This is a genomic window from Pedococcus sp. P2_E2, from assembly GCF_056403955.1.
The window spans coordinates 300,542-318,771 of sequence record NZ_JBFUEM010000005.1 but is presented as its reverse complement, the minus strand read 5'-3'; the positions used below and the strand labels follow the sequence as shown (position 1 = coordinate 318,771).

At 71.1% G+C, this 18,230-nt stretch carries 25 protein-coding genes and 2 tRNA genes; 14 read left to right on the top strand and 13 right to left on the bottom strand.

Annotation, left to right across the window (positions count from 1 at the left end):
- Window positions 1-28 precede the first annotated feature (28 nt).
- From AC1DWR_RS12870 to AC1DWR_RS12855, 4 genes are read right to left on the bottom strand one after another with little or no spacing between them, the layout of a single operon-like run.
- On the bottom strand, window positions 29-685 hold the full coding sequence (locus AC1DWR_RS12870) for an aminodeoxychorismate/anthranilate synthase component II (protein WP_477624578.1): 657 nt from the start codon (window positions 683-685) through the stop codon (window positions 29-31).
- Window positions 682-915 carry a hypothetical protein gene (locus tag AC1DWR_RS12865; RefSeq protein ID WP_477624577.1) on the bottom strand — a complete coding sequence of 78 codons (234 nt, stop codon included), beginning with the start codon at window positions 913-915 and terminating at the stop codon, window positions 682-684. The genes AC1DWR_RS12870 and AC1DWR_RS12865 overlap by 4 nt, the downstream gene beginning before the upstream one ends.
- A gap of 3 nt (window positions 916-918) precedes the next feature.
- On the bottom strand, window positions 919-1,596 hold the full coding sequence (locus tag AC1DWR_RS12860; RefSeq protein ID WP_477624576.1) for a class E sortase: 678 nt from the start codon (window positions 1,594-1,596) through the stop codon (window positions 919-921).
- Window positions 1,597-1,598: 2 nt separating this feature from the next.
- Window positions 1,599-2,351 carry a DUF881 domain-containing protein gene (locus AC1DWR_RS12855; protein ID WP_477614248.1) on the bottom strand — a complete coding sequence of 251 codons (753 nt, stop codon included), beginning with the start codon at window positions 2,349-2,351 and terminating at the stop codon, window positions 1,599-1,601.
- Window positions 2,352-2,416: 65 nt separating this feature from the next.
- On the opposite strand from AC1DWR_RS12855, the gene AC1DWR_RS12850 reads away from it, so the two are divergent.
- Window positions 2,417-2,665 (top strand): cell division protein CrgA, encoded by a 249-nt coding sequence (locus AC1DWR_RS12850; RefSeq protein ID WP_477614247.1) that lies wholly within the window; start codon window positions 2,417-2,419, stop codon window positions 2,663-2,665.
- Between the two features lie 100 nt (window positions 2,666-2,765).
- On the opposite strand, the gene AC1DWR_RS12845 is transcribed toward AC1DWR_RS12850, so the two are convergent.
- Together AC1DWR_RS12845 and AC1DWR_RS12840 are read right to left on the bottom strand one after the other, a co-directional pair.
- Window positions 2,766-3,647, bottom strand: a complete 882-nt coding sequence (locus AC1DWR_RS12845; protein WP_477614246.1) for a rhomboid family intramembrane serine protease — start codon at window positions 3,645-3,647, stop codon at window positions 2,766-2,768.
- Window positions 3,640-4,161: a peptidylprolyl isomerase gene (locus AC1DWR_RS12840; RefSeq protein ID WP_477624575.1), complete on the bottom strand. Its 522-nt coding sequence runs from the start codon at window positions 4,159-4,161 to the stop codon at window positions 3,640-3,642. The genes AC1DWR_RS12845 and AC1DWR_RS12840 overlap by 8 nt, the downstream gene beginning before the upstream one ends.
- A gap of 186 nt (window positions 4,162-4,347) precedes the next feature.
- Between AC1DWR_RS12840 and AC1DWR_RS12835 the strand changes: the two genes are divergently transcribed.
- From AC1DWR_RS12835 to AC1DWR_RS12810, 6 genes are all read left to right on the top strand, one after another.
- Window positions 4,348-5,190, top strand: a complete 843-nt coding sequence (locus tag AC1DWR_RS12835; RefSeq protein ID WP_477624574.1) for a hypothetical protein — start codon at window positions 4,348-4,350, stop codon at window positions 5,188-5,190.
- An 83-nt stretch (window positions 5,191-5,273) separates the two neighbouring features.
- Complete coding sequence (locus AC1DWR_RS12830; protein WP_477624626.1) at window positions 5,274-5,813, top strand: MauE/DoxX family redox-associated membrane protein; 540 nt, start codon at window positions 5,274-5,276, stop codon at window positions 5,811-5,813.
- Window positions 5,814-5,831: 18 nt separating this feature from the next.
- Window positions 5,832-6,683, top strand: coding sequence for a hypothetical protein (locus AC1DWR_RS12825; protein WP_477624573.1), 852 nt, complete (start codon window positions 5,832-5,834; stop codon window positions 6,681-6,683).
- Between the two features lie 91 nt (window positions 6,684-6,774).
- The gene (locus tag AC1DWR_RS12820) at window positions 6,775-7,374 is read left to right on the top strand and encodes a hypothetical protein (protein WP_477624572.1); all 600 of its coding nucleotides are present in this window, start codon (window positions 6,775-6,777) and stop codon (window positions 7,372-7,374) included.
- Between the two features lie 20 nt (window positions 7,375-7,394).
- Window positions 7,395-7,943, top strand: a complete 549-nt coding sequence (locus tag AC1DWR_RS12815; protein WP_477614241.1) for a hypothetical protein — start codon at window positions 7,395-7,397, stop codon at window positions 7,941-7,943.
- On the top strand, window positions 7,940-9,340 hold the full coding sequence (locus AC1DWR_RS12810) for a hypothetical protein (protein ID WP_477624571.1): 1,401 nt from the start codon (window positions 7,940-7,942) through the stop codon (window positions 9,338-9,340). The genes AC1DWR_RS12815 and AC1DWR_RS12810 overlap by 4 nt, the downstream gene beginning before the upstream one ends.
- Here the strand turns inward: AC1DWR_RS12810 and AC1DWR_RS12805 are convergent.
- The 3 genes from AC1DWR_RS12805 to AC1DWR_RS12795 all read right to left on the bottom strand — a co-directional run bounded on the left by AC1DWR_RS12805 (window position 9,330) and on the right by AC1DWR_RS12795 (window position 12,186).
- On the bottom strand, window positions 9,330-10,742 hold the full coding sequence (locus AC1DWR_RS12805; RefSeq protein WP_477624570.1) for a SelB domain-containing protein: 1,413 nt from the start codon (window positions 10,740-10,742) through the stop codon (window positions 9,330-9,332). The genes AC1DWR_RS12810 and AC1DWR_RS12805 overlap by 11 nt on opposite strands.
- A gap of 9 nt (window positions 10,743-10,751) precedes the next feature.
- Complete coding sequence (selA, locus tag AC1DWR_RS12800) at window positions 10,752-12,074, bottom strand: L-seryl-tRNA(Sec) selenium transferase (RefSeq protein ID WP_477624569.1); 1,323 nt, start codon at window positions 12,072-12,074, stop codon at window positions 10,752-10,754.
- Window positions 12,075-12,090: 16 nt separating this feature from the next.
- Window positions 12,091-12,186: transfer RNA gene (locus AC1DWR_RS12795), tRNA-Sec, on the bottom strand.
- A gap of 72 nt (window positions 12,187-12,258) precedes the next feature.
- Between AC1DWR_RS12795 and selD the strand changes: the two genes are divergently transcribed.
- The 5 genes from selD to AC1DWR_RS12770 all read left to right on the top strand — a co-directional run bounded on the left by selD (window position 12,259) and on the right by AC1DWR_RS12770 (window position 15,045).
- Window positions 12,259-13,227, top strand: a complete 969-nt coding sequence (selD, locus tag AC1DWR_RS12790; RefSeq protein WP_477624625.1) for a selenide, water dikinase SelD — start codon at window positions 12,259-12,261, stop codon at window positions 13,225-13,227.
- Window positions 13,228-13,267: 40 nt separating this feature from the next.
- Window positions 13,268-13,588: a hypothetical protein gene (locus AC1DWR_RS12785; RefSeq protein ID WP_477624568.1), complete on the top strand. Its 321-nt coding sequence runs from the start codon at window positions 13,268-13,270 to the stop codon at window positions 13,586-13,588.
- Window positions 13,589-13,658: 70 nt separating this feature from the next.
- Entirely contained in the window at window positions 13,659-14,093 is a 435-nt protein-coding gene (locus tag AC1DWR_RS12780) for an SRPBCC family protein (RefSeq protein ID WP_477614236.1), read from the top strand.
- A gap of 112 nt (window positions 14,094-14,205) precedes the next feature.
- Window positions 14,206-14,388 carry a YegP family protein gene (locus AC1DWR_RS12775; RefSeq protein ID WP_477614235.1) on the top strand — a complete coding sequence of 61 codons (183 nt, stop codon included), beginning with the start codon at window positions 14,206-14,208 and terminating at the stop codon, window positions 14,386-14,388.
- 156 nt (window positions 14,389-14,544) lie between these two features.
- Entirely contained in the window at window positions 14,545-15,045 is a 501-nt protein-coding gene (locus tag AC1DWR_RS12770) for a hypothetical protein (RefSeq protein WP_477624567.1), read from the top strand.
- A gap of 83 nt (window positions 15,046-15,128) precedes the next feature.
- Here AC1DWR_RS12770 and AC1DWR_RS12765 read toward each other — a convergent pair whose 3' ends face one another.
- On the bottom strand, window positions 15,129-15,560 hold the full coding sequence (locus AC1DWR_RS12765) for a hypothetical protein (protein WP_477614233.1): 432 nt from the start codon (window positions 15,558-15,560) through the stop codon (window positions 15,129-15,131).
- Window positions 15,561-15,626: 66 nt separating this feature from the next.
- On the opposite strand from AC1DWR_RS12765, the gene AC1DWR_RS12760 reads away from it, so the two are divergent.
- The gene (locus tag AC1DWR_RS12760; protein WP_477624566.1) at window positions 15,627-16,238 is read left to right on the top strand and encodes a TetR/AcrR family transcriptional regulator; all 612 of its coding nucleotides are present in this window, start codon (window positions 15,627-15,629) and stop codon (window positions 16,236-16,238) included.
- A gap of 15 nt (window positions 16,239-16,253) precedes the next feature.
- Here AC1DWR_RS12760 and AC1DWR_RS12755 read toward each other — a convergent pair whose 3' ends face one another.
- Both AC1DWR_RS12755 and AC1DWR_RS12750 read right to left on the bottom strand, forming a co-directional pair.
- Entirely contained in the window at window positions 16,254-16,469 is a 216-nt protein-coding gene (locus AC1DWR_RS12755; RefSeq protein WP_477614231.1) for a PF20097 family protein, read from the bottom strand.
- Window positions 16,470-16,549: 80 nt separating this feature from the next.
- Window positions 16,550-16,951 (bottom strand): hypothetical protein, encoded by a 402-nt coding sequence (locus tag AC1DWR_RS12750; RefSeq protein ID WP_477614230.1) that lies wholly within the window; start codon window positions 16,949-16,951, stop codon window positions 16,550-16,552.
- A gap of 138 nt (window positions 16,952-17,089) precedes the next feature.
- On the opposite strand from AC1DWR_RS12750, the gene AC1DWR_RS12745 reads away from it, so the two are divergent.
- Window positions 17,090-18,013 carry an SMP-30/gluconolactonase/LRE family protein gene (locus AC1DWR_RS12745; RefSeq protein WP_477624565.1) on the top strand — a complete coding sequence of 308 codons (924 nt, stop codon included), beginning with the start codon at window positions 17,090-17,092 and terminating at the stop codon, window positions 18,011-18,013.
- A 99-nt stretch (window positions 18,014-18,112) separates the two neighbouring features.
- Here the strand turns inward: AC1DWR_RS12745 and AC1DWR_RS12740 are convergent.
- Window positions 18,113-18,188, bottom strand: a tRNA-Ala gene (locus AC1DWR_RS12740).
- Between the last annotated feature and the right edge of the window lie 42 nt (window positions 18,189-18,230).

The following is an 18,230-nucleotide window of genomic DNA, read 5'->3' as shown; positions in this document are numbered from 1 at the left end:
CGTGGCGCGGCCCGGCGAAGCGGTGGAGTCAGCCGGCGGCGACGGCTCGCGCCACGCCCTCGGCGTCGCGCACCAACGGGCTGAGTCCTGCCGAGCGGGCGACCGCGTCCTCGAGGCCGCACAGGGTCAGCCAGTTGGCGAGGATCCGGTGGCCGCCCTCGGTGAGCACGCTCTCGGGGTGGAACTGCACGCCGTGCAGTGGCAGGTCGCGGTGGCGCGCGGCCATGATGATGCCGGACTCGGTGTGACCGTTGGCGACCAGCGTCTCGGGAACGGTCGCGGGGTCGATCGTCAGCGAGTGGTAGCGCGTCGCGGTGAACGGCGACGGCAGCCCCGCGAGCACCCCCGTGTCGTCGTGGAGCACCCTGGAGGTCTTGCCGTGCAGCAGCTCCGGGGCGCGGCCGACCGTTGCCCCGGTCACGACTCCGAGAGCCTGGTGACCGAGGCACACGCCGAGCATCGGCTGGGCACGCTCCCCGCAGCCCTCGATCATCGCCATCGAGACGCCGGCCTCCTCCGGGGTCCCTGGTCCGGGTGAGACCAGGACGCCGTCGAACTCCGCGCCGTCGGCGGGACGCAGGGCGTCGTTGCGCACGACCTCGCACTCGGCACCGAGCTGCTGGAGGTAGCCGACGATGGTGAAGACGAAGCTGTCGTAGTTGTCGACGACGAGGATGCGGGTCATCGGTGGTCCTCCGTCATCGGTAATCCTGTTTCTTGGGCCCGGACCAGGTGGTTCGGCGCACGCAGTGCGGTGGGGTCGACCGTGTTCTCGTTGAACGGCATGAGGGGGGCGATGCGCGGGAAGAGCCACAGGAAGCAGAAGGCGACCACGAGCAGCACGAGCACGGCGGCGAGCAGGACCCGCACCACGAGGGGACCGGGCAGCGCGCGCCAGATCGCGGCATACAGCATCGGTCAGGCTCCCTTCGGGGCGGCGAGGGTCCCGGCAGGCAGGCCCTCGGCATGGGGGTAGGTCTTCACCAGCTGGGCGAACACGACGTAGCGCTGGGCGGCGCTGTACTTGGGGTGGCACGCGGTCATCGTCAGCCAGCGCTCGGTGGGCTTCGCGCCAGGCTTGTCGGGCACGGGCGCGATCACCCTGACGTCGCTGGGCGCCACGATCTCGTGACGCCGCACGGCATAGACGTTGTATGCCGCCTTGGTCTCCACCACGACCAGGTCACCGCTGCGCAGCTTGTCGATGTCGTGGAAAGGACGCCCGTAGGTCGTGCGGTGCCCGGCGATCGCGAAGTTGCCGACCGCCCCGGGCCCCGCGGTGCCGTCGTAGTGGCCGATGCCGTCCTGGAGGATGTCGCGGCCGGTGCCCTCGAGGAGCGGGCGCGCGTAGTGCGCCCCGAGGCGCGGGATCCGCACGATCGCGAACGCCGCCCCGAACGGGGCAGCCGTCGGCTGCCCGGCGGGGCTGGTCGGCGCCGCGGCCGCGAAGTCGCGGGTCAGCGTGGAGACCGTCGCGTCCTGCGTGCGGTTGGCGGTGACGTCGGTCCACCAGAGCTGCCAGCCGACGAAGAGGAGAAGCAGCAGCCCCGCCGTGACCATCAGGTCGCCGGCGACACCCAGGACCCAGCGGGCCACCCTCATCGGCCGGCCCGGGCGCGCTGCAGGTTGATCGAGCCCGCATAGGCGGGGAAGGTCTGCTGCACGTTCGTCCTCACGTCGTATCCCACGCCGACCTCGCCCACCCACTGCCGGTAGATGGACACCGACGGGCTGCGCTCCAGCGCTGTCTTGAGGTTGGACTGGTCACCCATGGCGGAGATGACGTAGGGAGGGGAGTACACCCGTCCCTGGAGGATGAGGGTGTTGCCGACGCAGCGGACCGCGCTGGTGGAGATGATCCGCTGGTCCATCAGCATCATCGCCTCGGCTCCGCCCTCCCAGAGCGCGTTGACGACGGCCTGGACGTCCTGCTGGTGCACGACGTAGTCGTCGACCGAGAAGCCGTCGGGCAGCACGGCGGGGACGTTCTTGGCATCGGTGAGCGACACCTGCACCGTGGGGCCGGCCACGGCCTGGGTGCCGGCCGCCAGGGTCAGCTTGTCGGCCTCCGTGGTCAGCTGGGTGACGCGCAGGTCGCCGGGGGCCTGCTGGGCCGAGAGCCGGTCCACCTCGGCACGCAGCTGCGCGAGCCGGCTTGCGAGGACGGTGTTCTGGCGGGTCTGGTTGCGGATCAGGCCCGGCAGGTCACCGCCCGACGAACGCAGGTCGGTGCCCCGGGCCGTGGCCGCGCTCAGGGCGAACAACAGTCCGGCGACCAGGGCGACCAGCGGGACCACGGCCGACCAGAGAGTGGGGCGGCGCGTCAGCCACGTGAGCCGCTGGTCCGCCATGGCACTACGCTATGCCACACGTCGAGACGGTTGACGCTGCCGTCCGAGTTTCGAGGAGTGTTTCCGTGCCTGAGTCCAAGGGTCGCGCCAAGCGCGCTTACACCCCGCCGAGCAAGCCCGCGAAGGCCAAGGTCGGCAACCCGCCCTGGTTCGTGCCGGCGATGCTGACGCTCATGGTCGTCGGCCTCCTGTGGATCGTCGTCTTCTACATCACCAGCCAGCGCTTCCCGCTGGAGTCGCTCGGTCGCTGGAACCTCGGCGTCGGCTTCGGCCTGATGCTCACGGGTTTCGCGATGACGACCCGCTGGCGCTGACCGCACCGTCCCGCCTGACCGCCTGACCCGCACGTTATCCACAGGGTTGTGCACAGCTGGGGACAAATGACAGGCGTGTAATACGGGCCCGACGCCCGGGTCAGCCGAGGAGCGAGGCCGGCGACGCGGCATACTTGCCGATCGCGACCGCGACCACGACGAGCAGCACCAGTGCCACGCCGGGCCACTGCCAGCGGCGGCGTTCGCGGGCGGAGGTCGCCGCGATCACCCCCGCCACGGCAGCGCCGGTGAGCAGACCACCGAGGTGGGCCTGCCACGCGATCCCCGGCACGACGAAGCCGATCACGGCGTTGATGCCGATCGTCGCGTACATGCCGGCCGAGGAACGGCCCAGGTGCCGGTTGAGCACGAGCAGCGCGCCGAACAGGCCGAAGACCGCTCCCGACGCACCGACCGCGCCGATGTACCAGGAGCTGGGGTCGAGCTCGTCGAAGGGCACCGCCGGTGACAGCAGCAGGTAGCAGGACGATCCGCCGATGGCGCTCACCAGGTAGACCGCGGCGTACCGCGCTCCGCCCAGCAGCCGCTCGAGGTACTGCGCCCCCACCATCCACAGCGCCAGCATGTTGAACAGGATGTGCGTGATCGTCGCGTGGGCGAACGCCGACGTGAGGAAGCGCCAGGGCTCGTGCGCGCCCAGGTAGGGCACGAAGGAGATGTCGCCGCTCAGGCTCGGTTCGGCCGTCTGCAGCACGAAGACCAGGACGCAGATCGCGATGATCGCGTAGGACACCAACGGGGTGTCACTGACGCTGCCGCCGAAGACRGTCCGCGTGCTGCGGACCGTCTTGGCCTGTTCCTTCACGCAGTCGACGCACTGGACGCCGACCGCGGCCGGTCGCTGGCACTCGGGACAGACCGGCCGCGCGCACCGCTGGCAGCGCACGTAGGAGACCCGGTCGGGGTGCCGCGGGCAGACGGGGGTCGTCTGCTGTTGCGGGTATGCCGTGGGCTCACTCATGTGCGGACCTTGCCTTAGGGGCCGCCGTGGGCGGCCTTCGAGGGGTGGTGCGACCGGTGCGAACGGCGGCGATCTTGTCGACGACCTCGCGACTGGGGCCGTCGGCCACCTCACCGAAGATGGTGTGCTTGCCCTGCAGCCACGTGGTGTTCCCCACGGTGATGAAGAACTGCGACCCGTTGGTCCCCTTGCCCATCCGCTTGCCGGCGTTGGCCATGGCGAGCATGTAAGGCTTGGTGAAGTCCTTGTCGGGGCTGATCTCGTCGTCGAAGGTGTAGCCCGGGCCACCGAAGCCCTGCCCGAGGGGGCATCCACCCTGGATCATGAACCCGGGGATGATGCGGTGGAACACCAGGCCGTCGAAGAACGGCGTGGGGTTGGATCGGCCGGCGTCATCGCGGTACTCCTGCTCACCCTTGGCCAGTCCCACGAAGTTCTTGACGGTCTTCGGGGCGTGGTCGGGGAACAGCGTGACGTTGATGTCGCCGTGGTTGGTCTTGAGGGTGACGTCCATGTCGGCCATCCTTCCATGCGCGGTCTCGTGAGATGGCCCTCAGTACCCCCACGGGCTTGCTCACCAGCGGAAACAAGGCAGGATGGGTCGAGAGAAGTCGTCCGTCCGGTCGTCGTGCAGAGCCCTTCGCGGCACTGGTTCGCCGATCGTCCGGACTCCATCCCACGCCAAGTCACAGGAGGCACGGTGTTCCGCACCAAGACCAAGACTGAGCAGGCCAGCGACGCTGTCAGCAGCTCCGCGCAGAGCGCGGTCGACTATGCAGCAGCCCTCAAGGAGCGCGTCGGCCCGGCCGCCGAGGTGGCCAAGGAACGCGCCGCCCAGGCCAAGGACTGGAGCAAGCCCCACGTCGAGCACGGCCTCGAGGCCGCCCGCGAGTGGGCCAAGCCGCGGGTCGACCACGGCATCGAGGTGGCTGCCCCCAAGCTGCAGGGCGCCGTCGAGGGGCTGGCCCCCAAGGTCGACACCGCCCGCGACACCATCGTCGACACGCTGCTGCCCAGGGTCGCCGAGGCGATCGCGGCCGTCGCCGCAGCCTCCGCCGCCGCCAAGTCGGCCGCTGCCGACACGGCTGACCGGTCCTCCGACGCCTACTCCGTGCTCAAGGGCGACGCCGTGGCCAAGCCCCGCAGGCGCAAGGGCAAGATCCTGCTGTTCCTCGGCCTGGCCGCCGCAGCAGCAGCCGCTCTCGCGGCCTTCAAGAAGTCGGCACCGCGCGAGGACCCGTGGGCCACGCCCCTCGACGACCCCTACACCGCACCGACGGCCGGCCGCGACTCCAGCGTCAGCGCGACCAGCAAGGTCGCCAGCCTGACCGACGCCGCCAAGGAGAAGGCCACCAGCGCCGCCGAGACGGTCAAGGACAAGGCCGCCGACGCCAAGGACAAGGCCACCGAGGCTGCGTCCGACGCCAAGGACAAGGTCACGAGCAAGGGCAAGCACGTCGCCACCGACGCCGCCGACGGGGTCTCGGACGCTGCCGACGAGGTGTCCGACGCCGCGCAGGACGCCAAGGACAAGGTCGACTGACCCGATCTGATCCGGCGCCCCGCCCCGGCAMCCGCCGTTTTGCGTTGGGGGGAGGGCGGGAGCGGACGGTAACGTGGGTGCGGATGTGGGACGTGGTTGCGGGACCGTTCCTCGCTGCGGCGGGGCTCCTCGTGCTGGCCGGGGTCCCCAAGGTCCGCGATCCGCTTCCGCTGGTTCGGGCGCTGCGCGCAGCAGGTATGCCGGCCGGCCGCCATCTGGTGCGCGCCTTCGCCGTCGTCGAGATCGCCGTCGGCGGCTGGGCCCTGGTCGCGCCCGGCCGGGCGAGCGCGGCCCTGGTGGCCGCGGCATACCTCGTCTTCACGGCGTTCGTCGCCCGCGTGCTCGCGAAGGGTGGCGTGCTCGGGTCGTGCGGGTGCTTCGGCAAGCCCGACACCCCCGCGACGCGCACCCACGCAACCCTGACCGCCCTCGCGGCCCTCACCGCCCTGGCGGTCACCCTCGACCCTCCGGTGGGTGCCTGGTCAGCCGTGGACGCGACCAGCCTCACCATCGTGGGGCTCGCCGGCGTGATCGGGTTCCTGGCCTGGCAGGTGATGGCCGTGCTGCCGACGACGTCTCCCGCAGCCATCCGCAGCACCGTCCCCCCGACCTCCCGCGTCTGACCAGGAGAAGCCGACCTGATGCTCGCCGCCGTCATCGCCGAAGCCGTGGCCATCGTGCTGCTCGGTGTGCTCGTCCTCGGGCTGCTGCGCAGCCACGCCCTCATCCTCAAGGCCCTGCACGAGCTCGGTGCCGGGCTCGAGCTGGAACGCGAGGCGGGCACCGGCGTCACCACCGCCACCACCGGTGGCAAGCCCGGTCCCGTGCCGGTCGAGCTCGAGACGGGCGTGGTGCAGGCGACCCGCAAGGACTCCGCGACGGCCCACGACATCATCGGCACCGACCTGGACCGGGTCGAGCAGCGCGTCACCGTGACCACGGCCGGGTCGAGGACGCTGTTGGCCTTCCTCACCAGCGGGTGCAGCGTGTGCCAGACGTTCTGGGACGAGTTCCAGGGATCGGTGGACGTGCCCGGCGACGGCGACCTGCGCATCGTCGCCAAGGGCGCGGCAGAGGAGTCGATCTCGACCCTGCGCGCCCTGGCCGGCGACCGTGACGTCATCCAGTCCTCGGGTGCGTGGGTGGACTACGACATCCCCGGATCGCCCTACTTCGTGTACGTCGAGGGCGGAGTCGTGACCGGCGAGGGGTCGGCGACCACGTGGGCGCAGGTCCGCGACCTGATGGCCCAAGGGGTCGCCGACAACGCCGAGGCGCGCGCCGCAGCCGGGCGCACCGGTCCCGGGCTGCTCGTGGGCGCCCACGTCGACAGTGACATCGGACGGGGCGAGCGCGACAGCCTGCCCCGGATGGACGCCGAGCTGCTGGCCGCCGGCATCGGACCGGGCGACCCGAGCCTGCACCGCTCGCCGGACGCCGAACCGGTATCCGACGACGGTCACGACCACTCGCATCACGAGCACGGTCACTGACATGTCCGTGACCGTGCTCGCCCTGGCCCTGGGTCTGCCGATGGCCGCGGTCGCCGCCGTCCGGGCGACCTGGTCTCCTTGAGGCGAGTCGATGCTCTCGAGCATCAGCCCGCTCGGCGAGCGGGCCCGCAACTCCCGCTGGTGGCTGACCACCACGGCATACCTCCTCGGGTCGCTGGCCGGGGGACTGGCGATGGGTGGCCTCGCCGGCGCCCTCGGCTCGGCCCTGCCCGACGCGGCGCGCACCTCGGTCTGGACCCTGGTCCTCGTCGCGGTCCTGCTGCTGGTCGGGCTCGCCTCCGACCTGCGCGGCGCCCAGTCGTTGCCCTCCTGGCGCCGCCAGGTCGACGTGGCCTGGCTGACGCGCTACCGCGGCTGGGTCTACGGCGTGGGCTTCGGTGCGCAGCTCGGTTTCGGCCTCGTCACCATCATCACCAGCGCGACGACGTATGCCGCGGTGCTGCTGGCCGCCCTCGCCGGTCACCTCGGTGCCGGGCTGGCCGTGGGAGCGACGTTCGGGGTCGTGCGGGCGCTGCCCTCGCTGCTCATGGCGCGGGTTGCGGACCGCGACGACCTGCACCGGGTCTTCATCCGCGTCGAGCAATGGACAAATCCGGCAGCGGTCCTCGCTAAGGTGGCCCTGGGAGGAGCGGCCGCGATCCTGCTGGCCGCCGCCGCATTTGCGAGTTGAGGGCAGTGGAGTTGAGGGCAATGGCTGACAACTACGGCTTGAGGGCCGACGCGCCCCACGGTTGGCAGGTGTCGGTGACCCGACGGGCCGGCGCCGAGCCGGGCCCAGCGACTTCGCCGGCTGCTCCGGGGGCCCGGAGCGCGGCGCCGGGGACCACCCCGGCACCCCAGGCGGACGTGACCCGGGCCGTGCTGCACGCGTGCACACGGACGATGCCCGCCGACCGTGGCGACTTCGGCAGCAACGTCGTCGACCTGCTGGGACCGGACGACGTCTTCGTGGCCCTGGTCGACTACGGCGCCGAGGTCGCGGACCGCGGGCTCTTCGAGAACCAGGGCATGCCGCGCCTGGCGCCCTCCCAGTTCGGTCCCAACCGGCTGCAACGCCCGCTGCCGGGGATGAGCGCCTCGCAGCACTTCTTCAGCTCGGGCGGACGCGCGTTCTGCCTGTTCACCGTCGTGGGGAGCCACGCGCGACGGATGGCCTCGGTGCCCCGCGCCGCGGCCATGGTCGCCACGATCCGGATCACCGACCGGGCCACGCTCACCCGGCAAGGAGGACGACCATGAGCACGCTGGACGACCTCAACGCCGGTCCCGGCGGCATGGCCGGCTTCGTGGGGACCCTGGCGCGACGGCTGCGTCCAGTGTCACGCCGCGACGTGCTCGTCGGCGCGACCGTCGCGGCCACCGCGCTCGCCACGAAACCCAAGGAGTACGCCCTCACTCCCGTCGCGGCATACGCCACCATCTGCGGCCCTGGCAACACGGCGGGCAGCGGCTGGACGGTCTTCTGCGCGACCATCAACAAGGGCGTCAACACCTGCCCGCCGGGCAGCTTCGCCGCGGGGTGGTGGAAGGCCGCCGACTCCTCGTGGTGCGGGGGTGGCTACCGCTACATCGTCGACTGCAACGCGAGCTGCTCCAAGTGCACGACCGGGTGCAGCGACAACATGTGCGACTCGAGGTGCTGGAGCTGTTCGTGCGGCACCGGGTCGTCGGCGACCTGCGACCAGCGACGCGTCTGCTGCAACGCCTTCCGCTACGGCCAGTGCAACACCCAGGTCAAGTGCAGCGGTGGCGTGCACTGCCGCGTCGTCAGCTGTCGGCCGCCCTACCAGTGGACCAGCTGCACCACGACCTCCCTCAGCGACAACCGCACCGGCGAGCACAGCGCACCGAGCCTGCCGAAGTGGAGCGCGATCACGGCCAAGTACCACACCATGGGCGACCAGGGATCCTTCCTCAAGGCCTCGACCGGTCCACAGCGCGCAGTCGGCGACGGCCGCGGGCAGTACGTCACCTTTCAGGGCGGCCGCATCTGGTGGAGCTCGAAGACCGGGGCGAGGGCGATGTCGTCGTTCGTGGACTCGCTCTTCGTCGCCGACGGAGGAGTCAGGGGCCACCTGGGCTACCCGACCTCCGACAAGGTCACCGGCCTCACGGGCGGCGGCTGGATCCAGCTGTTCGAGAAGGGCGCCATCACGGACAGCGCCTCGACCACCACCCAGCTCGTGTGGGGCATCCGCTGGCCCGTGTGGCAGAGCGCAGGACGGGAGTCGGGCGTCCTCGGCTATCCCGTGGCGGCCAAGCAGGACCTGGGCAGCGGCGCGTGGATCCAGCGGTTCCAGAAGGGCGCCATCACCGACTCGGTGGCCACCTCGACCCAGGTGGTGGCGGGAGCCATCTACGCAGCCTGGTACCTCGTCGACCGGTACATCGGACCGCTGAAGTACCCCACGTCGTCGGCTGTGGCGACCAACCGCGGCTCGTACCAGGTGTTCCAGGGCGGCGAGATCTGGGGGCTGAGCGGGGCTCCGGCCTACGAGGTCTACGGCAACGTCCTCACCGAGTGGAAGTCCGCCGGTGGGGCGACCGGCAATTACGGCTATCCGGTGAGCCGCACGCAGGCCGCCGGTAACGGCCAGCTGACCTGCGCCTTCGAGGGCGGCACGATCACGGCCTGACCCGCAGCTCCCTGCGTCCGTCGGCCAGGCGTCGCGTCACCATCGCGGTGTCGAGGCGCTCCAACAGGGGCACCGCCACGCGTCGGGACGTCCCCAGTGCCCGGCTGGCGTCGCCCACGGCGAACGGCTGCGGCAACCGGCGCACGACCTGCTCGGCGACCCCGACGGCGTCACCGGCGAGCACCACCCCACCGAGACGGACGATCTCGCCACGATCGGCTGCGTCGGCGAGATCGCGTGCGGTGAGCGCCCACTCGTCGAGCTGGTCACGGGACGGCGCCTGCAACGGGTGCGTCGCCAACCAGGCGACGAGCGCTTGTATGCCGTCCGGTGCGGGGGAGGCGTCTCCCGACGGGTGCTGGTGCCGACGGTCGCGGCGAATGGGGGGATCCACCGCGACCACCTCGACGCCGGCGAGCACCTCGCGAAGACCGGGGTCACGCAGCACCGCCCGGTCTCCCGGGACCAGGGGGACGGGCCGCGGCAACCGCAACCGGACCGTCCCGTCGGTGAGCCGCTGGGTGCGGACGGGCAGGGCAGCCGTCCCGACGTGCAGGGTCAGCGTCCTCGGGAGCCGCGCCCCGCCGTCAGGCCCGGTCACGTCGACGACGGTCGTCGGGGAGGGCCACGACAGGCCCAGCAGCGCGTCGCCGCGGGAGACCTCGGCGGCAGCCACACCCCTCAGGTTGACGGCCACCCGAGCCGGGCCGGTCACCGCCTCCACCTCCTCGCCGCAGGACTGCAGACCGCGCGCGCTGACCTGTCGATCGCGCAGGACGAAGACGTCACCCATCCGGATCGTCCCGGCCTCGAGCGTGCCCGTGACCACGGTGCCGGCACCCCGGATCGTGAAGGACCGGTCCACCCACAGGCGGACGGGCGCCCCGACCTCGGCGGGTCCCGCCGGCGTAGCCGCGGCCAGGCGCCCCAGGGCTGCTCGCAGTTCCGTCAGGCCCTCGCCGGTGGCACCGGACACGAGGACGGTCTCCGTCACCGGGACTCCCGCGGAGGCGAGACGTGTGGCCGCCTCCCGGGCGGCTGCCTGACCCGGTGCCAGATCGCACCTGGTCACGACCAGCAGCACCCGTGTGATGCCGAGAGCAGCGATCGCCAGGGCGTGTTCCTGCGACTGGCGGCTCCACCCGTCGTCCGCCGCGACGACGAACATCACCGCGGTCACGGGCCCGAGCCCCGCGAGCATGTTGCCCATGAAGTGCTCGTGACCGGGCACGTCGACGAGGCTGACCCGGCGCCCGCCGATCTCGGTCCAGGCGTAGCCGAGGTCGATCGTCAGCCCACGTCGGCGTTCCTCCGCCCAGCGGTCCGGTTCCTGACCCGTGAGGAGCCGGACCAGGGTCGACTTCCCGTGGTCGACGTGACCAGCCGTCGCGACAACCGCCATCAAACCCCGCTAACCGACGAGGTCGCGGATTGCCTGCGCCACCCACGGATCTGCGGACTCGGGGATGCAGCGCAGGTCGACCAGGCACTGCCCCTTCTCCACCCGCGCCAGGACCGGACGGGCCTGGAGACGCAACGCCGCGGCATACGCCTCGGGGAGGGCAACCGCCCACCCGGGCAGGGTGTGGCCCGGAGCGCCGCCACCCCCGACGACCCCCTCGGCGGGGACCACGGTGGCGAGCCCGGGGGGCAACGCCGCGACGACGGCGTCGCAGCGAGCCCGGAGGCGATCGGGGTCGGCCTCGAGGGCGTCCCAGACCGGGGGGCGTGGACCGCGCAGCGTGGCCTCGAGTGCGGCGAGGGTGGTCTTGTCGGCCCGGACCGCCCTGGCCAATGGGTGCCGGCGCAGCCGCGACACGGTGTCGACACGACCGAGCACCAGCCCGGCCTGGGGGCCGCCGAGCAGCTTGTCGCCACTGCAGGTCACGACCGCCGCGCCGTCGGCCAGCGAACGTGCCGCGTCGGGCTCGTCGGGCAGCAGGCGGTGCGGGCGCAGCAGTCCGCTGCCGATGTCGTGCACGACGGGCGGCCCCAGCACGGCGAGGGCGGCGACGGGGACGGCGGAGGTGAACCCCTCGACGCGGAAGTTGCTGGGGTGCACCTTGAGGATGCAGCCGGTGTCCGCACCGATGGCGGCCTCGTAGTCGGCCAGGGTGGTGCGGTTGGTCGTGCCGACCTCGCGCAACCGGGCACCTGCGCTCGCGATCAGGTCCGGCAGCCGGAAGCCGTCGCCGATCTCCACCATCTCACCGCGGCTGACGACGACCTCCCGTCCGGCAGCCAGGGCCGTGGTGGCCAGGACCAGTGCCGCCGCCCCGTTGTTGACCACGAGGGCAGCCTCCGCCTCCGGCAGCACCGCGAGGATCGCCGCGATGGTGCCGCGCCCGCGGGTCGAGCGCCGACCGGTCGCCAGGTCCAGCTCGACGTCGACAGCGCCCGCGGCCGCGGCCATCGCCTCGACGGCGGCCGCTGACAGCGGTGCCCGACCCAGGTTGGTGTGGATGACGACGCCGGTGGCGTTGAGGACGGGACGCAGCGTCGTGGACAGGGCCGGCAGGGCCGCGAGCGCCGTCGCCGCCACCTGGTTGGGGGCGATGGCACCGAGCCTCGCCTCGTCCTGGGCCGCCTGGACAGCGGCCCGCACAGTGTCGCGGCCGTAACGCGAGATCGCCTGTGCCACAGCCGGTTCGGCGAGGACGGTGTCCGTGCGAGGCACGAGGCGGCGGGCGTCCGGTTCGCGACTGGACTCGCGACTGGACTGCGGCTGCGGCATACGACCTCCTGTCCCTTGGCGGAGGCGGACGGGAATCGAACCCGCCCAGCCGAGGTGCTCGGCTGCACCGGTTTTGAAGACCGGGAGGGCCACCAGGCGCCTGTACGCCTCCGCTGGCGAGGCTAGCGTAGGAACCGTGACCCAACCGAGCGTGCACCCGCTGCTCACCGACCCGCGCCAGCCCGTGCGACTGACGCAGTATGCCGCGGGCGGCGGCTGCGCCTGCAAGATCCCGCCGGGCGAGCTCGAGGAGGTGGTGCGCGGGCTCGGGGGGCAGACCGGCGACGACCTCCTCGTCGGCCTCGACGACGGGGACGACGGTGCGGTCGTCCGGGTCGCCGACGGCACGGCCGTGATCAGCACGGCGGACTTCTTCACGCCGGTGGTCGACGACGCGTATGACTTCGGTCGGATCGTCGCGGCCAACGCGCTCTCGGACGTCTACGCCATGGGTGGCCGCCCCGTGGTGGCGATCAACCTGGTCGGCTGGCCGCGGTCGGTGCTTCCGCTCGAGCTGCTCCGTGAGGTGCTGCGCGGTGGCCTCGACGTGGCGGGGCAGGCGGGGTGCCCCGTGGCCGGAGGGCACAGCATCGACGACCCAGAGCCCAAGTACGGCATGGCCGTCACCGGCCTCGCCGAGCCGGATCGCTTGCTGCGCAACGACTCCGCGCGCGCCGGTCTCCCCATCTCGCTCACCAAGCCGATCGGGGTGGGCGTGCTCAACAACCAGCACAAGGCCACCGGGGAGGTCTTCCCACAGGCCATTGCCTCGATGGTCGAGCTCAACGACACCGCGAGCGCTGCGGCCCTGGCAGCGGGGGTCGAGGCGGCGACCGATGTCACGGGGTTCGGACTGCTGGGACACCTGTTCAAGCTGCTGCGTGCCTCGGGAGTCGGGGCGGTGCTGGACCCAGCGGCCGTGCCGGTGCTCGACGGCGCATGGGAGGGGCTGCGCGCCGGCTTCGTCAGCGGGGGCACGCGACGCAACCTCGAGTGGGTGCGTCCACACCTCGACGGCGGAGCCTCGGAGGACGTGCTGCTCATGCTGGCGGACGCCCAGACCAGCGGAGGCCTGCTCGTCGTCGGCGAGGTGCCGGGAGCGGCGGTCATCGGCCACACCGTGGCCGGCCCGCCGCGGATCCGGATTCGCTGAACGTCTTGTGAGTGAGTGGAGTTCGGCGCACGCTGGGGGCATGGCCAGGTACGAGCTCATCGCGCACAACCTTGCCGGTCAGCCGCACGGCCGTCCGGTGTTCGTCACCGCGGACAGTCCGGGTGAGGCGGTCATGATCGGCGCCCCGACGCTGCGCCGCGCCATCGAGCGCGACCACCTCCACGCCGACCTGTATGCCGTGTACCGCCACCGCCGCGTCCGTGGGCGCCGCCTCGTGGGGGCGTTCTCACCGGACGGTCCGGAGTCCGGGACGGCAGGGGTCCGTGAACCCCGACGGCCGCTCCCCGCCCCACCGAGCCTGCGCGCGGAGGCCGAGCTGCCGGCCTACCCGGACAGCTGACGCCGGGCACTCCTCGGGTGGGGCCCGCAGGCAGTAGCGTGTGCCCACTTCACTTCCCCCGGAGGCCACCATGCCGCAGTTCGCCCACACGCTGTCCGTCAGCGCCCCGCCGTCGGCCATCTTCGCCATCGTCGACGACTTCACCAAGACCCCCCAGTGGCTGTCCCGCTGCACCGGGATCGACAAGCTCGACGAGGGCGCGAACGACGTCGGCACGCGGCTCAAGTACCACTACAACGACGGTCGCCGCAGCGGCACGATGGACGGCCAGATCATCGCGCACGAGCCCGACCGTCACTTCGCGATGAAGTTCACCGACAAGATGATGGACGTGACGGTCGACTTCGTCGCCGCGTCCGACGGGGTGGGTTCCACGCTGACCCACTCGATCGACATTGCCACCAAGGGATTCGGCAAACTCTTCACACCCATGATCAAGCGAAGCCTGCCCAAGCAGACGATGGACGCGATGGCCAAGCTCAAGGCGATGGCGGAGGCCTCCTGAGGCTGCGCCCCGCGGAGTCCTGGGGGCTTCGCTCGAAAGGGTTCACGCGGCATACCTGCGGCTCTAGGCTGCAAGCGTTCGCTGGTGTTGGACCACTCACGGAGGTGCACTGATGGCGGGGAAGTTCGAGCTCTACCAGGACAAGGCTGGCAAGTACCGCTTTCGGCTCAAGTCCAGCAACGGCCAGGTGATCGCCGTGGGCGAGGCCTACGAGTCGAAGTCGGCGGCGGAGAGCGGCATCGCCTCCGTGCAGAAGAACGCGCCCGGTGCCGACATCGTCGAGGTCGACAGCTAGTCGACCAGGTCGACGGGCGGCGGCCCGTCTGCCTCGACCCGGCCCCGCGAGGCACCCCATCGGGTATGCCGCGCGGGGCCTCGTCGTGTGGACGGGCGGTGGGCTCATGCGTTGGCTGGAGTTGCGGACTGCCCCGATGCCGCGAGGATTGGCCCGGTGACCGGGGAGCAGTGGAGGGCGTGGACGGCTCGCGTCGCCGTCGTGGTGGCCGGCGTCCTGGTCTACGTCGCGCTGTCGCGGCTGTGGAGCTTTGCCAACACCGACGACCCGGACCTGATCGAGAACGGCAGCATCGCGCGGGCGGCGGCGAGCGCCTGCGCGCAGATGCGCGACTCGGCAGCGGCTGCGGCGGTGGCGACCACCGCGCCCATCTCGCAGCGGGTCGGCGCGATCAACGCGCAGAACGACGCCGTCGTCGAGCTCGTCACCACGATGAACCAGCTCGGACGGACACGGCTGGACGCGGACCAGCCCGCCGCGCAGTGGCTCGAGGACTGGCACCGGCTGGTCCTGGCGCGTGATGCCTATGCGCGCTCGCTCGCTGCCGGGAAGCCGAGGGTGATGGCGCTGCCGACGATCGACGGCAGGGGACTGGTCGACCGGCTCAACAACGTCGGCCTCAACTGCCGCGTCCCCCTGGTCCTGCTGGCGCCCTGACCCAACCCTCTTCCCGACTTGTTGCCGCCTGCTGGTCACCCATCTCCGATCTGCGCCTCCGGTGACCACCAGCGCGCAACAAGTCAGCCTTGGGTGAGCTCCGCGATCTGGGTGCGGGCGGCGGCCACGAGCTCGGCGTTCGTGTGGGCGTGACCCCACAGGCCCCAGCCACCCTCGGCCGCCTCGGTCAGCATTACCCAGGTCCGTTGCGCGAGGGATTCGTCCCCGCCGGCGGTGGCGACGATGGCCGTCAGCCGCTCGACGACAGCGATCTGCTTGTCGCGGTCGAGGGCCCCGGCGTTCGTGAGCACCTGCACCCGGACGTAGGTGGAGTCGCCGTCGACGTTGGCGAGCGCGTCTGCCGGCAGGTCGTGCACGAAGGCGGCCGTGTTCTGGCGGAACATCGGGATGTCCGGCACCTGCTCGACCTCCTTCACGGCGCTGGCGAGGTCGACCGCGAGCTGATGCTTGTCCGCGAAGGTGCCGGTGGCGGCATACACGTCGATCATGGGCATGGTCACTCCCGGTGACATAGTAGGACGGTCGTCATAGTCCTCTATGATGGCCGTCATAGTCAAGGGATGGGGTGGACGCAGGTGGCAGGGTCAGCGGACACGGAGCGGCCGGGGGACTCCGCGCGATCAGCGCGGGAGCGGATGGTGGACAGCGCCATCGTGCTGCTGGCGCAGGGCGGCTACCAGGCCACGTCGTTCTCGTCGGTGCTGGAGGTGTCGCAGGCGCCGCGCGGCTCGATCTACCACCACTTCCCGGACGGGAAGGACCAGCTCATCGCCGCGGCGGTGGAGCTGGCGGGCGCGCGAGCCGTCGCGGTGCTCGACAGCCTGGACGGGTTGCCTGCGCCGGAGGTCGTCGAGGGTTTCATGGTGCTGTGGCGGACGGTGCTCGAGCGCTCGAACTTCGGGGCCGGCTGCTCGGTCCTGGCCGTCACGGTCTCGAGCGGGTCGGACGAGCTGCTCGACGCAGCCGCGGACGTGTTCCGTTCGTGGGGCGCGCGGTTGGCCGCGCTGCTGGAGCGCGGGGGGCTCGGGCGCCAGGACGCCGCGACGTTCGCGACGATGGTGATGGCCGCGTCGGAAGGGGCCGTCGTGCTGGCTCGCGCACGACGCAGTTTCGGGCCATTCGACCAGGTCGCAACCCAGCTGCGCGAGGACGCCGAGCGCCGAATGCGCTGAGCGCCTCGGCGTGCCTCAGTTCGCCCGGGGGATGACCACCGTTCCACACTGGTCGCAGCGGAAGGCGGGGGCGCTGTGGTTGAAGAAGCCCCTCGTCAGCAGGATGCCGGTCAGGTCACCGGCCAGTCCGCGCGCCTGCTTGAACTTCACGCCGGGCGAGCGACCCACCACGAGGCCCTTGCTCATGCCTGGCGTCGAGCAGGTCGGACAGCCTGTTGGGGTACCGGTCACCTGTCAGATGATGCACGACTCGATCAGCAGGGGTACGAGGTTCAGTCGATGACGGCAATCCGCAGGGCGGGTCGAGGGGGTTAGGCGTGGGCCAGGATCTGGGTGACGGCCCGGTTGATGACGTCGAGTCCTTCACGGGTGACCGTCGGGCCGCCGCTGGTGGGGGTGGCCCGGTTGTGACAGGCGGCGCCCCACGGGAGTCCGGCCTGCTTGGCCAGCGCGCGGCCCATCGCCGGCACGGTCCCGACCTTCACGCCACAGCGCACGGCGGCCTTTTCGAAGACGTCCAAGGGAAGCTGGATTCCCTCGCCGACGACCTGCGAGGGGACACCCAGCTGGCGGCAGAGGCGGTCGACCTGCTCCTGCTCGGAGACCCCGCCGCGGGTGCCGCTGCCGTTCAGGCCGGGGAATGCGCGATCGTCATCACCGAGACAGGAAGAGCACCATGCAGGGTTCATTCCGTGTCTACAGTCATCGCTCATGTGCTAACTGTACGGCCCCCAGCGGCCGGCGGATCCCGCGACGAAGACCGACGGCAGGTTTTCGCCCGACTCGTACGCCTTTCGTGGGATGACCTCGGGTCCGGCCGGAGTGATGCTGGGCGGGACATGGAGGTCGACATGGGTGCATTCACGATCAGGGGAAGCCTGGCCGCCGTCCTGGCAGCACTCGGCGCGATGGTGGTCGCAGGGTCAGCGGCCCAGGCCGACCATGCGGAGTACCGCTTCCCGCTGCCGGGCGCGACGTCCACGGAGGGCATCGCGAGCGGTGCCGGCACGACGTTCTACGCCAGTGACCTCTTCGCGGGGGACATCTTCCGTGGAGACATCCGCACGCGCCGGGTCGAGAAGTTCATCGACAACCCGCCGGGTCGCAATGCGCTGGGGCTTCGGGTGGACCTTGCCCATCGCCTGCTCTTCGCCGCGGGCGGGTTCGACGGACGCGGATTTGTCTACGACCTCGACAGCGGGGCGACCCTCGCGACCTACCAGTTCTCGACAGCTGCCTCGGTGATCAACGACGTCGCCGTGACGGCGAACGGTGCCTGGTTCACCAACTCGTCCCAGCCCGAGCTGTACTTCGTCCCGGTGGTGGGCGGGCGGCCTGGTGCCTTCAGCACCCTGCACCTCAGTGGTCCGGCCGCCGACACCAGTGGCGCCTTCAACAACAACGGCATCCAGGCCACGCCTGACGGTTCAACACTCGTCGTGGCACACAGTACCCAGGGGGCGCTGAACACTGTCGACCCGGTCACGGGCGCCAGCCACGCCATCCAGGGAGTGAGTGTCCCGAACGTCGACGGCATCCTGCTCGAGGGTCGGACCGTGGATGCCGTGGAGAACTTCAGCAACGCGATCGCCGAGGTCCAGCTCAGTGGCGACCTGTCCTCAGGGTCCGTGCAGAAGGTGGTGACCAGCGGCCTGTTCCAGACACCGACGACGGTGGCCCGGTTCGGCGACCGGCTGGCAACGGTGAACGCGAAGTTCGACACTGGATTCCCACCCGCCGCGACCAGCTTCGAGGTCGTGGTCGTCGACCGCTGATCGTGCGTGGTCTGGGCACTGCTGGCCCGACATGCCTCGAGCCACCCCCCGGCTGGGGGGCTTCACCGCCAACAGGTGGCCCGATGTGCGACAAAACTGTGGTGGAGCCAAGGGGACTCGAACCCCTAACCCCCTGCTTGCAAAGCAGGTGCGCTACCAATTGCGCCATGGCCCCGTCGGATCACGGCCCGGCACGAGTCCGGCCCGGTCACCTGGG

What these genes read in the sequence shown, in the direction of transcription:
- AC1DWR_RS12870 (WP_477624578.1), bottom strand. Translation starts at nt 685, where the DNA reads ATGACCCGCATCCTCGTCGTCGACAACTACGACAGCTTCGTCTTCACC.
- AC1DWR_RS12865 (WP_477624577.1), bottom strand. Translation starts at nt 915, where the DNA reads ATGCTGTATGCCGCGATCTGGCGCGCGCTGCCCGGTCCCCTCGTGGTG.
- AC1DWR_RS12855 (WP_477614248.1), bottom strand. Translation starts at nt 2,351, where the DNA reads ATGGCGGACCAGCGGCTCACGTGGCTGACGCGCCGCCCCACTCTCTGG.
- AC1DWR_RS12840 (WP_477624575.1), bottom strand. Translation starts at nt 4,161, where the DNA reads ATGGACGTCACCCTCAAGACCAACCACGGCGACATCAACGTCACGCTG.
- AC1DWR_RS12830 (WP_477624626.1), top strand. Translation starts at nt 5,274, where the DNA reads ATGTGGGACGTGGTTGCGGGACCGTTCCTCGCTGCGGCGGGGCTCCTC.
- AC1DWR_RS12825 (WP_477624573.1), top strand. Translation starts at nt 5,832, where the DNA reads ATGCTCGCCGCCGTCATCGCCGAAGCCGTGGCCATCGTGCTGCTCGGT.
- AC1DWR_RS12820 (WP_477624572.1), top strand. Translation starts at nt 6,775, where the DNA reads ATGCTCTCGAGCATCAGCCCGCTCGGCGAGCGGGCCCGCAACTCCCGC.
- AC1DWR_RS12815 (WP_477614241.1), top strand. Translation starts at nt 7,395, where the DNA reads ATGGCTGACAACTACGGCTTGAGGGCCGACGCGCCCCACGGTTGGCAG.
- AC1DWR_RS12810 (WP_477624571.1), top strand. Translation starts at nt 7,940, where the DNA reads ATGAGCACGCTGGACGACCTCAACGCCGGTCCCGGCGGCATGGCCGGC.
- AC1DWR_RS12805 (WP_477624570.1), bottom strand. Translation starts at nt 10,742, where the DNA reads ATGGCGGTTGTCGCGACGGCTGGTCACGTCGACCACGGGAAGTCGACC.
- selA (WP_477624569.1), bottom strand. Translation starts at nt 12,074, where the DNA reads ATGCCGCAGCCGCAGTCCAGTCGCGAGTCCAGTCGCGAACCGGACGCC.
- AC1DWR_RS12785 (WP_477624568.1), top strand. Translation starts at nt 13,268, where the DNA reads ATGGCCAGGTACGAGCTCATCGCGCACAACCTTGCCGGTCAGCCGCAC.
- AC1DWR_RS12780 (WP_477614236.1), top strand. Translation starts at nt 13,659, where the DNA reads ATGCCGCAGTTCGCCCACACGCTGTCCGTCAGCGCCCCGCCGTCGGCC.
- AC1DWR_RS12775 (WP_477614235.1), top strand. Translation starts at nt 14,206, where the DNA reads ATGGCGGGGAAGTTCGAGCTCTACCAGGACAAGGCTGGCAAGTACCGC.
- AC1DWR_RS12765 (WP_477614233.1), bottom strand. Translation starts at nt 15,560, where the DNA reads ATGCCCATGATCGACGTGTATGCCGCCACCGGCACCTTCGCGGACAAG.
- AC1DWR_RS12760 (WP_477624566.1), top strand. Translation starts at nt 15,627, where the DNA reads ATGGGGTGGACGCAGGTGGCAGGGTCAGCGGACACGGAGCGGCCGGGG.
- AC1DWR_RS12750 (WP_477614230.1), bottom strand. Translation starts at nt 16,951, where the DNA reads ATGAGCGATGACTGTAGACACGGAATGAACCCTGCATGGTGCTCTTCC.
- AC1DWR_RS12745 (WP_477624565.1), top strand. Translation starts at nt 17,090, where the DNA reads ATGGGTGCATTCACGATCAGGGGAAGCCTGGCCGCCGTCCTGGCAGCA.